The following is a 14,799-nucleotide window of genomic DNA, read 5'->3' on the forward strand; positions in this document are numbered from 1 at the left end:
AAGGAGCTGGATGATATGCACTTTGTGACATTGAACAACGGGCTGAAAATGCCGCAGCTTGGATTTGGTGTCTGGCAGGTGCCAGACGATGAAGCCGCTTCTGCTGTTGGGAAAGCGCTGGAGACTGGCTACCGGTCAATTGATACGGCGATGATTTATAAAAACGAGCGGGGTGTGGGACAGGCGCTGAAAAATTCATCCGTTCCGCGAGAAGAGCTTTTTATTACGACAAAGGTCTGGAATGGCGACCAGGGATACGAGAGCACATTGCATGCGTATGATGAAAGCCTGGAGCGGCTGGGGCTGGAGTATGTTGATTTGTATTTGATTCACTGGCCGACACCGAAGTTTGATCAATATGTAGAAACGTATAAAGCGATGGAAAAGCTGTATAAAGACGGCCGAGTGAAGTCGATTGGGGTTTGTAATTTTGAAATTGAGCATTTGGAACGCCTGTTAACGGAATGTGAGGTCAAGCCTGTGCTCAACCAGGTGGAATGCCACCCATATCTTGTGCAGCAGGACTTAAAGGATTTTTGTGCGAAGCATGATATTTTGATCGAAGCCTGGAGCCCGCTTGATCAAGGCGGAGAAGTGCTGAAGGACAATGTTGTTCAAAAAATAGCGGATGCGCATGGCAAAACGCCGGCCCAGGTCGTGCTGCGCTGGCATTTGCAAAATGGCACAGTCGTGATTCCAAAATCCGTTACGCCATCCAGAATTGAAGAAAATTTCCATGTGTTTAATTTTGAACTGACAGCGGAGGAAATGAGCGAAATCACGCAGTTAAACCGTGACCGCCGCAACGGCTCCCATCCGAATGAAATGAACAAGCGAGACTAATTTACGAACGGAAAAGAACCTGTATTCAAGGTTCTTTTTTTGTTTAACGTAAGTAGTGGGGAGAGAATTATCGGCCTAACACATCCAACTCTATAAGGAAATGGATGGATGTGTTACATTGAATCCGTACAGATCATGTCAGGGGGCCGTTGAAATGGGGAACATGCAAGAGCTACTGGCTGCAAAGGAGCAGCTGTGGGTGGAGGAGATCGATCTGCCGCTTTTAGGGAAATGCAAGGTCAACAATCAGTTTGACCGGGACACTCTCGGATTTAAAGCGATATCCGCGACCGTTGCCAATCCTGTCCATCAAATGGATCAAGAAGAAGAGTTCGTTATCATTAATGATCGGGACGGGTCTGAAACGATTCCAATCAGCATCCACTACGAGCGCCAGGAAGTGAGCGGGCAGTACACGAAAAGGTGGCAGAACGGACTAACGGAGACGGTCGATTTTGTCTTTCCTATTGATACAAGCAGCATCGACATCGTTGTAACAGAAGATGCCCATCACATCATGTTTTCCTGCAGGAAAGAGCCATAATGCGCACATTGTCGCTCTTTCTATGAGAGCGGCTGAACATTTCCACCTCTTCCTCTCTCTTTCCTCTTTATATCACCCGCATTTTACCCTTTCCTCGTTGTTTTCTTCAAGATTCAGCGCAGGGCCTTTTTCCTGCAGCGAAGGACGTGCTATTCTTATGGAAGAGAATTAATAAAGATGAGGAGAATCAGCATGCATTCTTTTAAAGATCAACCGACTGGTGTGTTTCCATCTGTTTGTTCACTTGACTGCCCGGACCAGTGCGGATTGCTTGTTCATAAAAAGGACGGAAAGATCATTAAGGTGGAAGGCGATCCGAGCCACCCGGTGACAAAGGGCAGCATCTGCAACAAAGTGCGCAACATGAAGGAGCGGCTTTATGATGAAAAGCGTCTTCGTTATCCAATGAAGCGCACCGGCAAAAAAGGCGAAGGGCAGTTTGAGCGGATCAGCTGGGAGGAAGCCATTCAAACGATTACGTCCCGCTGGAAAGAGCTGATCGAAACAGATGGTCCTGAAAGCATCCTGCCCTATAGCTATTACGGGAATATGGGTATTTTAAACTCGGAAAGCATGGACCGGCGTTTTTTTCACCGGCTTGGGGCATCGTTGCTGGACCGGACTATTTGCCAGTCTGCGGGTGAAGCCGGTTATCGTTATACGATGGGCACGAGCAAGGGAACCGATCCGGAGGAAACCGTTCATGCTCAATTGATCATTTTCTGGGGAATCAATGCGGTGAGTACGAACATGCATCAGGTGGTGCTTGCCCAGCAGGCGCGGAAAAACGGCGCGAAGATCGTCGTCATTGATGTGCATCAAAATCAAACCGGCAAGCTCGCGGACTGGTTTATTCCGATCATGCCTGGCACGGATGCAGCACTGGCGCTTGGCATCATGCATGTTTTATTTGCGGAAGGAGCGGCGGATGAATCGTTTCTGACAGAATATACCGTTGGTGTGGAAGAGCTGCGCGAGCACGTGAAGTCGTACGATCCTGAAACGGTGGCGAATATAACGGGCATTCCTGCAGAAGATATATACAAGCTCGCCCGTATGTACGGGGCGGCCTCTCCTTCCTTTATCCGGATTGGAAACGGGCTGCAGCATCACGATAACGGCGGTATGTGTATCCGGGCCATTTCGTGTCTGCCGGCTATTACAGGCCAGTGGCTTCAAAAAGGCGGAGGCGCGATCAAGGCGAACTCCGACTACCTGGCTTTTCATTCTGATGCCCTGCAGCGGCCGGATTTGCTTCAACATCCACAAACGAGACATATCAATATGAATCGAATCGGCCATGCGCTGACGGAACTCGAGGAGCCGATCCAATCCATGTTTGTGTACAGTACGAATCCAGCGGTCGTGGCGCCGGAAGGCAACAAGGTCAGACAGGGGCTTTTGCGGGAAGATTTGTTCCTCGTCGTGCATGACTTGTTTTTAACGGAAACAGCACGATATGCCGATATTGTGCTGCCTGCTACTTCGTCATATGAAAACACTGATTTTTTCGCGTCGTACTGGCACCATTTTATTCAGCTGCAGCAGCCGGTGATCAAGCCGTACGGGGAATCGAAATCCAATGTGGATGTATTCCGTCTGCTGGCCAAGGGCATGGGGTTTGATGATGCGCTGTTTCAAGAAACAGAAAAAGACATGATTGATCAGGCATTGGATTATGACTTCAATCCGTTTATTCGGGGCATTCGGTATGATTCACTTGCGGAGGAGCAATTTATCAAGGCAGAGGTAGAGCCGATGTTTCCAGGAACATTGCCAACACCGAGCGGGAAAATTGAATTGTATTCCGAGCAAATGAAGCAGGACGGCTATCCGCCGCTGCCGACTTATGTGCCGCTTCAAGACGATGAGGACGGCCCGTACCTTTTTATCCCGGCACCGAATCATCAGTTTTTAAATTCAACGTTTTCTAACAATGAAAAGCATGAGCGGATGGCGAAAGAAGCGAGCTTATATATGAACGAAAAAGATGCCGAAGCGTCCGGCATACAGGACGGTGAACAGGTCCGCGTCTGGAATTCACGCGGTGAATGTATGTTGACCGCGGCCGTTGGTGAACATGTTCTCCCGGGTGTGGTTGTATCGCAGGGACTCTGGGCGGACAAGGCCGGCACAAAGCAGCTCGTTAATTCTCTCACGCCGGACCGTCTGTCAGACATGGGCGGCGGCGCGGTCTTTTTTTCCGGCCGGGTAAATGTATCAAAAATGGCGCGGTAAGAGGAGATTTCAAGCGAATAGATTCATGCCTCCTGGTTCATGATAAGAGCAGGAGGTGTGTGAAATGGCGAAAGATGTTCTTTGTGAAGTGGACAACTGCAAGTACTGGGATAAAGGCAACAAGTGCAAGGCGGATTCAATTTATGTTGTGAGCCACAAAGGCAAGCAGGCTTCGAAAAATGAAGAAACCGACTGTCAAACTTTCACACCGGGCATTTGATGGCAAAGGGGCGTCCTTTTCAGGGCGTCCCTTTTCCTATGCGTTGAACCGTCTTGTTTTAATCGGTTTATTCGTGATCAGATAGGGAACAATTTACGGTTTAGGAGGTAGGTTTTGATGAAACAAGGAAAAGGAAAAGCACTGATCGTGGCAGCCCTTGTGGCGGTCTCATTGTTTTTTTGGCTGAATCATGAAAAGAAAGAAGCGGGTGTTTCGTCAGCCGGCAAGGAGATGGTGGCACTTGGCGATTCGCTGACGTATGGTGTCGGGGACAAGACGGGGCATGGCTATGCTGAAAATCTTGAAGAGGTGCTGAATAAGGAAAATGATGTACCGCTGAAGGTCTACAACTACGGGATTCCCGGCCAGCAAACGGATGGGCTGCTTCAGCAATTGAGAGAGACCGACGTGAAGAAGACGTTAGCCAATGCGGAGTATTTCACCATTTTTATTGGAACGAATGATTTAATTAAAAGCAACGGAGGAGATCTCAATCCATTGTATGAAGACCGGATTACTCGGGGCGAAGAAGATTACCGGAATAATCTCCATCACATCTTATCCATTATTCAAGAGGAAAACCCGCAAGCACCTGTACTGTTTCTTGGGCTGTACAACCCGTACCCGGATTCCAAAGAGATCGAGGGGGTCATTACGGAATGGAATGAGCTGAGCCGGAAAATCGTCAGCCAGTATCCAAACGTCAAATTTATCGCAACCGATGGGCTGCTGAAGGAAAAAAGCACCGATTATTTTAGTGATGAGCTTCATCCAAACAGTAAAGGCTATGAGCTCATTACAAAAAAAATCATCGAAGAATATCATTTTTAATAAGCGAAAAAGAAGGAAAAATGATAGATTGATCTCAAGAAGATAAAGGGAAAGGTGGCAGAATGGCAATGGATTTAAAACTAGAAGGGAAAAAAGTTCTCATAACAGGCGGTTCAAAAGGAATTGGAAAAGCGATTGCGGGTGTGTTTGTTTCGGAAGGGGCGGACGTGTCAATCGCTGCACGCGGAGTGCAGGCGCTGAAAGCAACGAAAGAGGAACTTGGCGGGGCCATTTCCATTTTTGAAGTAGATCTGGCACGTGCTGATGAGAGGGAAGCGTTTATGCAATCCTTCATAGAGGAAAAGGGAGCAATTGATATCCTCGTTAACAATGCAGGAGGCAGCAACGGCGGAAAAGCGATGGCAACAGAAATGGATCTGTTTTACGAGGCGATGGAGCTGAATTATTTTTCAGCTGTTCATGTAAGCAAGCTGGCCGTTGAACAGATGAAGCGAAGTGGCGGCGGTGCCATTGTGAACATTACATCCGTGTTTGGCCGGGAAAGTGGAGGCAAGGTGACGTACAATAATGCGAAAGCGGCGTTGATCAGCTTTACGAAATCGCTGGCGGATGAAGTAATCGCTGACGGGATACGCGTGAATAGTGTCGCGCCAGGAAGTATTTTGCACGAAACGGGAAACTGGAAAAAGCGTTTAGAAGAGAATCCTGAAGCGATCCAGCAGTTTGTGCAAAATGAAATTCCAGCCGGGCGCTTCGGCACGGCGGAGGAAGTGGCGAATGTCGTCGCTTTTCTGGCATCGGAAAAAGCCTCGTGGATGGTTGGAACGAGTGTGAATGTAGACGGCGGCCAGTCGCGGATGAATTTTTAACTGGAACCGACCCTGTCCACTTATGCAAATAATGATTATACTTATGTATAGGTGGCAAGGAGGGAATGTCTTTTGAAAAAACGGTACGTACTATTGATCGGTCTGCTGGCACTATTCGTTCTTTCAGGCTGTTCAGCAGATGAACAAGGTGTGCAAAGAAAGCAGGAGGATACTGTCGAATTGACTATTTCCGCTGCGGCCAGCTTGCAGGAGTCGCTGCAGGAAATTGCGGCTTCGTTTGAACAAAAAAATCCAGGCATCAGCATCACCTTTAATTTTGGCTCTTCGGGCGCGCTTGCCCAGCAAATGTCTCAGGGAGCGCCAGCAGATCTTTTCTTTTCCGCTGCAGAGGACAAATTCGCTCAAGTAAAGGAGGAAGGATTAATTGACGAAGACGCCTGGACCAATCTCCTTGCAAATGAGTTAGCGCTCGTTGTCCCGCTCGATACGGAGCAGGAGATCAGCTTGTTCGACGATATTGTAAAAGCAGAGCGTATCTCCATCGGGACGCCATCAGCAGTTCCGGCCGGAAAGTATGCGCAGGAAACGCTGGAAGGAATCGGTGTGTGGGAAGACGTTGAATCAAAGGTTGTATATGCAAAGGACGTTCGGCAGGTGCTTACATATGTGGAAACAGGAAATGTGGATGCGGGAATCGTGTATAAAACAGATGCACTCGTTTCCGATAAAGTAAAGGTGGCTGCTGCCGCTGACGAAACGATGCATACGCCCATTATTTACCCGGCTGGAATCGTAAAAAACTCGGCGCACATAGAAGCAGCCCAGCAGTTTTACAGCTATGTTCAAGAGGAAGAATCGATCAAGATTTTCGAAAAGTATGGATTTAAAGGGCTGACGAATCGTGGAAGCTGATTTTTGGTCTCCCATTCGCCTGTCTATTGAAATTGCGGCTGTTTCAAGCGCTGTTGTGCTACTAGTCGGCATTGGCCTTGGCAGGATGATGGCAAATGCCCGCTTTAAAGGAAAAGCTGTTGTTGAAACCCTTTTTCTTTTGCCGCTTGTCCTGCCTCCAACGGTTGTCGGCTTTTTACTGATTGTGCTGTTCGGGCGAAGCAGTCCTGCGGGAAAGGCGATTGAATGGATCTTCCAGCAGCCGATTATCTTCACCTGGTGGGCTGCGGTGACCGCCGCTATCATTGTCGCGTTTCCGCTTATGTATCAATCCGCCAAAACCGGCTTTGAAGCGATTGATCATGACATTGAACAGGCGGCGCGCGTGGATGGTGCGGGTGAATGGAAGGTGTTTTTATACGTGTCCATTCCTCTTGCCTTGAAAGCCATCGTCTCGGGCGGCATTTTAAGCTTTGCCCGGGCTCTTGGTGAATTCGGCGCCACCTTTATGTTTGCCGGCAATATTCCTGGCAGAACACAAACAGCGCCTATTGCCATTTACATGGCCATGGATTCAGGGAATATGGGCCTCGCCTGGCTATGGGTGGCTTGTATGATCGGCATTTCCATTATCATGCTGGTCTGTGTTAACCTGATCAAATCCTGATTTTTTATGAGGGGTGGAAAAATGGAAGAGCAAATTGTTTCATATATGAAAAGCCATTCTAAAACCGGCGTTTGCTCTAGAGAAGAGCTGATGTCTGTGATGAGTCCGAAAAGCAGCATCAATCGTGCGATACGCCATTCCAGCCGTGTGATCGAATGGGGACAGGATGAGCTGATCTTAACCGAGAAACTAATCATGAGAGCGTCTGACAAACGAACCCTTTTCGTTTATATAACGAAGGCATGTTCAGCTGGCGAGTGCACAGCCGGCTCTCTTTTTCAAAAAATGAAACCGGACAGACGAATGTTTTCAATTATAAAAGGGAAGCAAGTGGACAGTCCTGAAAAATTAGCCGTGCTCATTGCATGGCTTTTCCCGGAAATAACTTTAGCGGCGGAGTAAGAAAAGCGTTGCTCGACCCGCTGCAGCAGCCATTGAGGAAGCGCTCAATGGCTGCGTTCATTCACTGTCTTAATGATCGTCAAGCGGTTCGCCGGGCTGAGGTGTATAATTGTCCGGGTTTTCATGAGAAGGCGTTTGAACAGCTTTTTGCGTTTCAAGAATTTGAGCAGCTGTTGTGTTCAGCCTGTTTTCCAAATTGACTGTTTCCAGCGTATCACCGCCCAGCCGTTCTGCAAGCTGATCGGTTTGCTGAGAGGCTGTACGGGACTGGTACAAAAGCGAGTCCAGCTGTTTTACATACTGGCGCTGTTTGGAAGCAGAGCCGTTTTTGGCGGATTCGATCACTTTATCCGCTCTCTCATTGATCGCCGTTACCCGTTTTTCCAATGCCTGCAGCTCCGCGTTTGTCGGTGATGACGCTTGTGCTTGAAATGAGAAAGCAAGACTGGCCGCTAGAAAAGGGGCCGCCGCTTTTAAAAGTAAACCTTTCATCCTGATTCCTCCTCTAAGATGTTCTTCGGTATTGATACCTTTTCTATACCTGCCCCGATTTAAAATAACCGGTCTGCCTCGTTTTTTAATCAAATTGAAAAAGGAATGTAATCTTTTAGGGAAGTGTTTATCTGGTAAAATATGATATTTTCTTTCTTTTTGATATACTTCTATAAGGAAGAGAAAAGCAAATGAGCCAGAAAACGGAGGTTTTTTATTATGAAGAAAGTCGTTTTGGCCGGAGGAACAGGGTTCATTGGTGATTATTTTCAACGAAACTTCAAAAAACTTGGGTGTGAGGTAAAAATGATTTCCAGACAGCCTGGCTATATCCAGTGGGACGATCAGGCAGGGATGATTGAGGCACTGGAAGAAGCTGATCTTCTTATTAATTTGGCAGGAAAATCAGTGAATTGCCGTTATAATGAAGAGAATAAAAGGGCAATTATGAATTCCCGCATTGAAACGACCAAAAAGCTGGGCAATGCAGCTTTAGCATGCAAAAACCCGCCGAAGGTCTGGATGAATTCCAGTACAGCGACGATTTACCGCCATGCCGAGGACCGGCCGATGACAGAAGAAAACGGGGAAATTGGAACAGGGTTTTCCGTCGATGTCGCCAAAAACTGGGAGCACGCGTTTTTTTCCTTTGCTCTGCCGAATACAAGACAGATTGCGCTGCGAATCGCGATTGTGCTTGGCAAGGATGGCGGTGTCATGACGCCTTACCGTAACTTGGCGAAATTTGGACTTGGGGGCCATCAAGGAAAGGGCAGCCAGATGTTCAGCTGGATTCATGTGGAGGATTTATTTCAACTGGTTTTGTTTCTTAACGAACGAACGGATTTAACGGGTGTGTTTAATTGTTCAGCACCGAATCCGGTCCGCAACCGTGAATTAATGGAAACGCTCCGGAAAAGAATGAACGTGCCATTCGGCCTGCCTGCCCCGAAGCCGCTTCTGGAAATGGGCGCCACAGTGATTAAAACGGAAACCGAGCTCGTGTTAAAAAGCCGGTGGGTGATACCAAAACGTTTGGAGCAAGAAGGATTTGTCTTTACCTTTCAAACGCTTGATTCAGCGTTTAAGGATATTTTAGGCAGATGATCTCGTTTATCAGGATAAAAAAGAGTCTTCTCATTTAAGCGTGGGAAGACTCTTTTGTGAATGAAACTATAGACAGTAAAGAGATTTGTGAAAAGAAAAAATTTCTGCAGTACCGTTATTCTAATTTTCAGATTATAATAAGGCGTAGCTGAAAATATAATTGAATATGGAGGATTTGCCGGTGTATGTAAAAGTAGATTCGTTGGCACTGCTTAATCAGTTTAATCACATTTGGATGCAATGCTGGATTGAGAAAGGGTACGGGTTAGAAAATGAACACAGGGACGCGGATCGATTTTTAATTGTAGATAATGCAGATAGAAAAATAGGCACAATTGAATTTAAACCGTACTCTCTTCATCCGTCAAATGATATCAATGCCGTTTTTCCATTTCACCAGCTTCATATGATGAACGAGGATCCCCAATCAGTTGTTGAAATCGACAAAACAGCTATTTTAAAAGAGCATCGCGGTGCCAATTTAGCCCGGCTTCTCTCTTTATTTGTCCATTATTCAGAGTACTATCGTGTGAATTACTGTGTCGCCCTGCTTGAACGTAATTTTTACAAGGCGTTGCGTATTGTTTACAAAATTCCCATGGAACAAGCAGGCGAAAAAGTATATTACAAAGGTGACTATGTGACTCCTACCATTATCTTTCCTCAAAAAATCATACAAAATAAAGAAAATTACCCATGGTTGTTAGCGCAAAAAAGTGATAAAAAGATCAATATCTCTTCTTAATTGAAATGGAGAACGGGGGAACCGAATGGCTTATCTTCCTTATAGCAGGTTTTCATATTCTTTTATCGGTCTTTTTATCATCGCTAACGTCGTATGGAATCTTGCCTTTCAGCCCTATCATTATTTAATTGACTGGGGAGGCGTGACCTTCCAGGTTATCGCTTGCCTCATATCCATTTTATGGCTTGGTTTTGCTTTCTTTAAACATACCGGAGAAGGAAAAAGCTTTTGGTTATTTCTAGCTCTAGGTGTTTTATCATATCTGGTGGGCACGCTCATTTGGAGTATAAACGAGTTTGTGCTTCAAACGGATGGGGTCCTGCGCTCACTTCCTTCGTCATTCTGGGTGGCTCAAAATGGCTTTTATTTCATTGCGCTGCTCGTCGTTATGTATAAGATAAAAAATTATTTACTGACGATTCGCTCCTTGCTGGATCTTTTAATTGTCATGTCGGCTGCTTTTACATTCAGCTGGATTTTTTTGATCAACCCGCTGGTGGAGCAAGGGAAAGAAAACATCTTGTTAAGCCCAGAGTTACTTTATCCGGTATTGGATTTGGGAATGCTCGTTGGTACGCTGAGCTTTTTCGCAGCGTCAAGCAGTATTTTTTCCAAACAGGTTAGAGTTCTTCTTATCTCAGGGCTGGTCATTCAAATAATTGCGGATACGATTTATACGTATCTGCATGTAATGAACAACTATTCAGTGGGCAGTATTAACGAACCGTTATGGCTTTTTTCTATTTTGCTGCTCGGTCTGTCCGGTGTGTACCATAATCCGGGCGAACAGGAGCAGTTTATTGTCCAGCAGCCGAAACAAACAGGAAGTCTTCTTTTTAAGCTGAGTCTCCCTCATTTAAGTGTCATTCTTTTAGCCCTGTATGCTGTCATTTTGCTGTATGACGTAAATCCAATCGCCATCGGATTGTTTTTTTGTGTGCTGCTTGTTTTGCTAAGGCAAGTGGTCACGCTGTTGGAAAATGAAAAGCTGATGCAGCAGCTGAATGGATTAAACGAGGCGCTTGAAGAAAAAGTAAAGGAGCGAACCGATAAGCTGGTGGAAGCTGTGAATTCGATGGAGCACCTTGCTTTTCACGATGCGATTACCGGTCTGCCCAATCGGCGCTTTATGGAGAAGCGGCTGTCTCAGGCTATTAGCCGTCCAGGAAAAAACCATGATAAAACCGCCTTTCTTCTTTTGGACTTAGACCGTTTTAAAAACATTAATGACAGCTTAGGGCACTCATACGGAGATCAGTTATTAAAAGAGGTTGGCAGCAGACTGGTGGCTTTAGCAGGGAAGAATGAAGTTGTTTCCAGAATTGGCGGGGACGAATATGCCTTGCTTATTGAAAACACGACAAGTGAAAAGGCAGAAGAAAAAGCGCGGTTGATTTTGAATTCATTGCGTCAGACGTATCGCCTGAACGAATTCGATCTCACGGTGACACCAAGCATTGGCATTTCCCTTTTCCCTGATCATGGCAACAGCATGGATGAGCTTTTAATGAAGGCAGACTCCGCCATGTACCAGGTAAAAGCATCTGGACGAAATCAATATAAAGTGTACAACCGGTCAATGAAAATGAAACCGATTTTTCATTTGGAAAGCGCACTGAAAAAAGGAATCGAGGAAGATGAATTTCTGTTGTACTTTCAGCCTCAGATTTCTCTTCAGACGGGCCGTGTTGAAGGAGCGGAAGCGTTGCTAAGATGGGACAGAAAGGATCTCGGCATCATTTCCCCCGGGGAGTTTATTTCGCTTGCTGAAGAAACCGGGCTTATTCTACCCATTGGCGAAAAAGTATTCAGAGAAGTGTGCAGACAGTCTGTGGCCTGGCAGAAGAGAGGGTTTACGTCACTGCGATTAGCTGTGAACATTTCTCCGCTGCAATTTCAGCAGGATCATTTTATTGAGCTGATTTCTTCTATTTTAAAAGAAACAGGTGCGGACCCCCGTCAAATCGAATTGGAAATTACCGAAAGCGTCGCTATGGAATCAGGCGGAAAAAACAGAGCTAAAATGTCCTTTCTGAAAAAGATGGGCTTTCAGCTTGCATTAGATGACTTTGGAACAGGGTATTCATCCTTGCAGTATTTAAGTCAATTTCAAATCGACCGCTTAAAAATCGACCGGTCCTTTATCTCCTCGCTGGAAAAAGGAGAAAAAGACAAAACCATCGTCCAGCTAATCGTGACAATGGGAAAAGAGTTAAACGTCAAGGTGCTCGCTGAAGGAGTTGAAACAGAAAGTCAAAAAGCCTTTTTAAACAAAATCGGATGTGATGAAATGCAGGGCTATCTGTTCAGCAAGCCGATAAATGTGCAGGATTTTGAACAGCTGCTTCTTTCGGAAACAGGGTGAGTGGAAGAAGGGTGGAAAAGAACTGTTTTTGTTAGTTTTTTCACATACAGAAGTGGTATGATACTAAAAAAGGCAGGATGAAAGGGGATTTTTTAGCCAATGCGTGAACTGCAAAAAGTGATTATTGAAGAAATGCAGGTAAAGCCGGAAATTGATCCGCAGGAAGAAATTCGCCGGAGTATTGATTTTCTGAAAGACTACCTCCGCCACCATTCCTTTTTAAAAGGGTTCGTACTAGGCATTTCCGGGGGTCAGGACTCGTCCCTTGCCGGCCGGCTCGCTCAATTAGCGGTGGAAGAGCTTCGCGCAGAAACAGGCAGTGACTATACCTTTTATGCGGTGCGTTTGCCATACGGCGTACAAAAGGACGAGCACGATGCGCAGGACGCACTGGAGTTCATTCAGGCGGACGAACGGCTGACCGTGAACATTAAAGAGGCGGTAGATGCCAGTGAAAAAGCGCTGGAAGACATCGGCATTGAAATCACCGATTTTGTGAAAGGCAACGATAAAGCGCGTGAACGGATGAAGGTGCAGTTTGCGATTGCGGCGGCGAAACAAGCGGTCGTGATTGGAACGGACCACTCTGCTGAAGCAGTAACCGGCTTTTATACGAAGTTTGGAGACGGTGCAGCAGATATCGTCCCGCTTTTCCGCTTGAATAAACGGCAGGGGCGGTCCATGCTTAAATTGCTCGGCGCACCTGAGCATTTGTACATGAAGGTGCCGACAGCCGATCTTGAGGATGACAAGCCGCTGATTCCGGACGAAACAGCCCTTGGTGTAACGTATGAACAGATTGATGATTACCTTGAAGGCAAGGAAATTCCGGCGGAGGCAGCGGAGAAAATCGAAGGTCATTATTTGAAAACAAGACACAAGCGAAACCTGCCTATTACCGTTTTTGATGATTTTTGGAAAAAATAACGCTTTCCGGCTTTTGCCGGGGAGCTTTTTTAAATCTGAATTTTCAATAAAAACAACAACGCCTTGACCCGCCCCGATGAAGCATATAAAATGAGGTCAAAATGTGTGAATCCGAACAAAAAATAGATGACTGTTTCCGATAATACGGAATTGAAGGGAAGAGAGTAAAACAATGACAGGTAAATCAGAATTGCAGCACCAGGAAATGATTCTTGTACTCGACTTTGGCAGCCAGTACAATCAGCTTATTACGAGACGCATCCGCGAATTTGGCGTTTACAGTGAGCTTCATCCGCATACGATTACACTGGAAGAAATTAAAGAGATTAATCCAAAGGGAATTATTTTCTCCGGCGGTCCAAACAGTGTATATGCAGACGATGCTTTCCATTGCGATGAGCGTATCTTTGATCTGGATGTGCCGATTTTCGGTATTTGCTACGGCATGCAGCTGATGACAAAGCACTTTGGCGGAACGGTTTCAAAAGCTTCTCACCGTGAATACGGAAAAGCTGCCATCAACGTCAAAAACGACTCTGCTTTGTTTGCGGACCTTCCGAATGAGCAGGTTGTCTGGATGAGCCACAGTGATCTAGTAACAGAAGCGCCAGCCGGTTTTACGGTCGATGCGGTCAGCCCTTCATGCCCGATCGCTTCAATGAGCAATAAAGAAGAAAACCTGTACGCTGTTCAATTCCATCCGGAAGTGAAGCATTCCGTTTACGGAAACGACATTTTGAAAAACTTTGTGTTCGGTGTATGTGAGTGCGCGGGCGAATGGTCTATGGAAAATTATATTGACATCGAAGTGGAGAAAATCCGCCAGCTGGTTGGCGATAAAAAAGTTCTTTGTGCGATGTCAGGCGGCGTTGATTCATCGGTTGTCGCTGTACTGATCCACAAAGCGATCGGTGATCAATTAACGTGTATTTTCGTTGATCACGGTCTTCTCCGTAAAGGCGAAGCAGAACAGGTAATGGACACGTTTGCGAACGGCTTTAACATTAATATCATTAAAGTAGACGCACAAAAACGGTTCATGGATAAGCTTGCGGGTGTATCAGATCCGGAACAAAAACGCAAAATCATCGGCAACGAATTTATTTATGTATTTGATGATGAAGCATCGAAGCTTGAAGGCATCGAGTTCCTCGCACAGGGAACGCTTTACACCGATATTATCGAAAGCGGAACAGCTACAGCGCAAACAATCAAGTCGCACCACAATGTCGGCGGCCTTCCGGAAGACATGCAGTTTAAGCTGATTGAGCCGCTCAGCACGTTGTTTAAGGATGAAGTGCGTGCACTTGGCGCAGAGCTTGGCATCCCAGAACACATCGTTTGGCGTCAGCCATTCCCAGGACCGGGTCTTGGCATTCGGGTACTAGGAGCGATTTCAGAAGAAAAATTGGAAATCGTGCGTGAGTCTGATGCGATCTTGCGTGAAGAAATTGCGAAAAACGGCTTGGAGCGTGAAGTGTGGCAGTATTTCACCGTTCTTCCTGATATCCGCAGCGTCGGCGTGATGGGAGATGCGCGCACGTACGATTACACAATCGGCATTCGTGCTGTTACGTCCATCGACGGCATGACATCAGACTGGGCACGGATTCCGTGGGAAGTGCTTGAAGTCATCTCTACTCGTATCGTCAACGAAGTGGCTCACATCAACCGCGTCGTGTATGACATTACGAGCAAGCCGCCAGCAACGATCGAGTGGGAATAACGAACAAAAC

The 14,799-nt window shown here is 46.4% G+C and carries 15 protein-coding genes; 14 read left to right on the forward strand and 1 reads right to left on the reverse strand.

Features of this window, described 5'->3' with window-relative positions:
- Positions 1-15 precede the first annotated feature (15 nt).
- The 9 genes from BW952_RS09550 to BW952_RS09590 all read left to right on the forward strand — a co-directional run bounded on the left by BW952_RS09550 (position 16) and on the right by BW952_RS09590 (position 7,427).
- Positions 16-843, forward strand: coding sequence for an aldo/keto reductase (locus BW952_RS09550; RefSeq protein ID WP_045849120.1), 828 nt, complete (start codon positions 16-18; stop codon positions 841-843).
- Positions 844-997: 154 nt separating this feature from the next.
- Complete coding sequence (locus BW952_RS09555; protein WP_045849121.1) at positions 998-1,387, forward strand: hypothetical protein; 390 nt, start codon at positions 998-1,000, stop codon at positions 1,385-1,387.
- A 192-nt stretch (positions 1,388-1,579) separates the two neighbouring features.
- Positions 1,580-3,625 (forward strand): molybdopterin oxidoreductase family protein, encoded by a 2,046-nt coding sequence (locus BW952_RS09560; protein WP_045849122.1) that lies wholly within the window; start codon positions 1,580-1,582, stop codon positions 3,623-3,625.
- Between the two features lie 64 nt (positions 3,626-3,689).
- Positions 3,690-3,845, forward strand: coding sequence for a DUF1540 domain-containing protein (locus BW952_RS09565; protein ID WP_076496270.1), 156 nt, complete (start codon positions 3,690-3,692; stop codon positions 3,843-3,845).
- Positions 3,846-3,962: 117 nt separating this feature from the next.
- Entirely contained in the window at positions 3,963-4,676 is a 714-nt protein-coding gene (locus BW952_RS09570; RefSeq protein WP_045849123.1) for a DUF459 domain-containing protein, read from the forward strand.
- Between the two features lie 68 nt (positions 4,677-4,744).
- Entirely contained in the window at positions 4,745-5,506 is a 762-nt protein-coding gene (locus tag BW952_RS09575; RefSeq protein ID WP_045849124.1) for an SDR family NAD(P)-dependent oxidoreductase, read from the forward strand.
- 72 nt (positions 5,507-5,578) lie between these two features.
- Positions 5,579-6,379 (forward strand): molybdate ABC transporter substrate-binding protein, encoded by an 801-nt coding sequence (modA, locus tag BW952_RS09580; protein WP_045849125.1) that lies wholly within the window; start codon positions 5,579-5,581, stop codon positions 6,377-6,379.
- Positions 6,369-7,025: a molybdate ABC transporter permease subunit gene (gene modB / locus BW952_RS09585; RefSeq protein ID WP_045849126.1), complete on the forward strand. Its 657-nt coding sequence runs from the start codon at positions 6,369-6,371 to the stop codon at positions 7,023-7,025. The genes modA and modB overlap by 11 nt, the downstream gene beginning before the upstream one ends.
- Before the next feature lie 21 nt (positions 7,026-7,046).
- Positions 7,047-7,427 carry a hypothetical protein gene (locus tag BW952_RS09590; protein WP_045849127.1) on the forward strand — a complete coding sequence of 127 codons (381 nt, stop codon included), beginning with the start codon at positions 7,047-7,049 and terminating at the stop codon, positions 7,425-7,427.
- Positions 7,428-7,496: 69 nt separating this feature from the next.
- On the opposite strand, the gene BW952_RS09595 is transcribed toward BW952_RS09590, so the two are convergent.
- Positions 7,497-7,919: a hypothetical protein gene (locus BW952_RS09595; RefSeq protein ID WP_045849128.1), complete on the reverse strand. Its 423-nt coding sequence runs from the start codon at positions 7,917-7,919 to the stop codon at positions 7,497-7,499.
- A gap of 216 nt (positions 7,920-8,135) precedes the next feature.
- Between BW952_RS09595 and BW952_RS09600 the strand changes: the two genes are divergently transcribed.
- From BW952_RS09600 to guaA, 5 genes are all read left to right on the forward strand, one after another.
- The gene (locus tag BW952_RS09600; RefSeq protein ID WP_045849129.1) at positions 8,136-9,026 is read left to right on the forward strand and encodes a TIGR01777 family oxidoreductase; all 891 of its coding nucleotides are present in this window, start codon (positions 8,136-8,138) and stop codon (positions 9,024-9,026) included.
- 181 nt (positions 9,027-9,207) lie between these two features.
- On the forward strand, positions 9,208-9,771 hold the full coding sequence (locus BW952_RS09605) for a hypothetical protein (protein WP_052698322.1): 564 nt from the start codon (positions 9,208-9,210) through the stop codon (positions 9,769-9,771).
- A 25-nt stretch (positions 9,772-9,796) separates the two neighbouring features.
- Entirely contained in the window at positions 9,797-12,136 is a 2,340-nt protein-coding gene (locus BW952_RS09610; RefSeq protein ID WP_045849130.1) for a putative bifunctional diguanylate cyclase/phosphodiesterase, read from the forward strand.
- Between the two features lie 99 nt (positions 12,137-12,235).
- A complete protein-coding gene (nadE, locus tag BW952_RS09615) occupies positions 12,236-13,063 on the forward strand; it encodes an ammonia-dependent NAD(+) synthetase (RefSeq protein ID WP_045849131.1) in 828 nt (275 codons plus the stop codon).
- A 172-nt stretch (positions 13,064-13,235) separates the two neighbouring features.
- A complete protein-coding gene (guaA, locus tag BW952_RS09620; protein WP_045849132.1) occupies positions 13,236-14,789 on the forward strand; it encodes a glutamine-hydrolyzing GMP synthase in 1,554 nt (517 codons plus the stop codon).
- Positions 14,790-14,799 lie beyond the last annotated feature (10 nt).

The organism is Domibacillus enclensis (genome assembly GCF_900156125.1).
Classification (GTDB): Bacteria; Bacillota; Bacilli; order Bacillales; family Domibacillaceae; genus Domibacillus; species Domibacillus enclensis.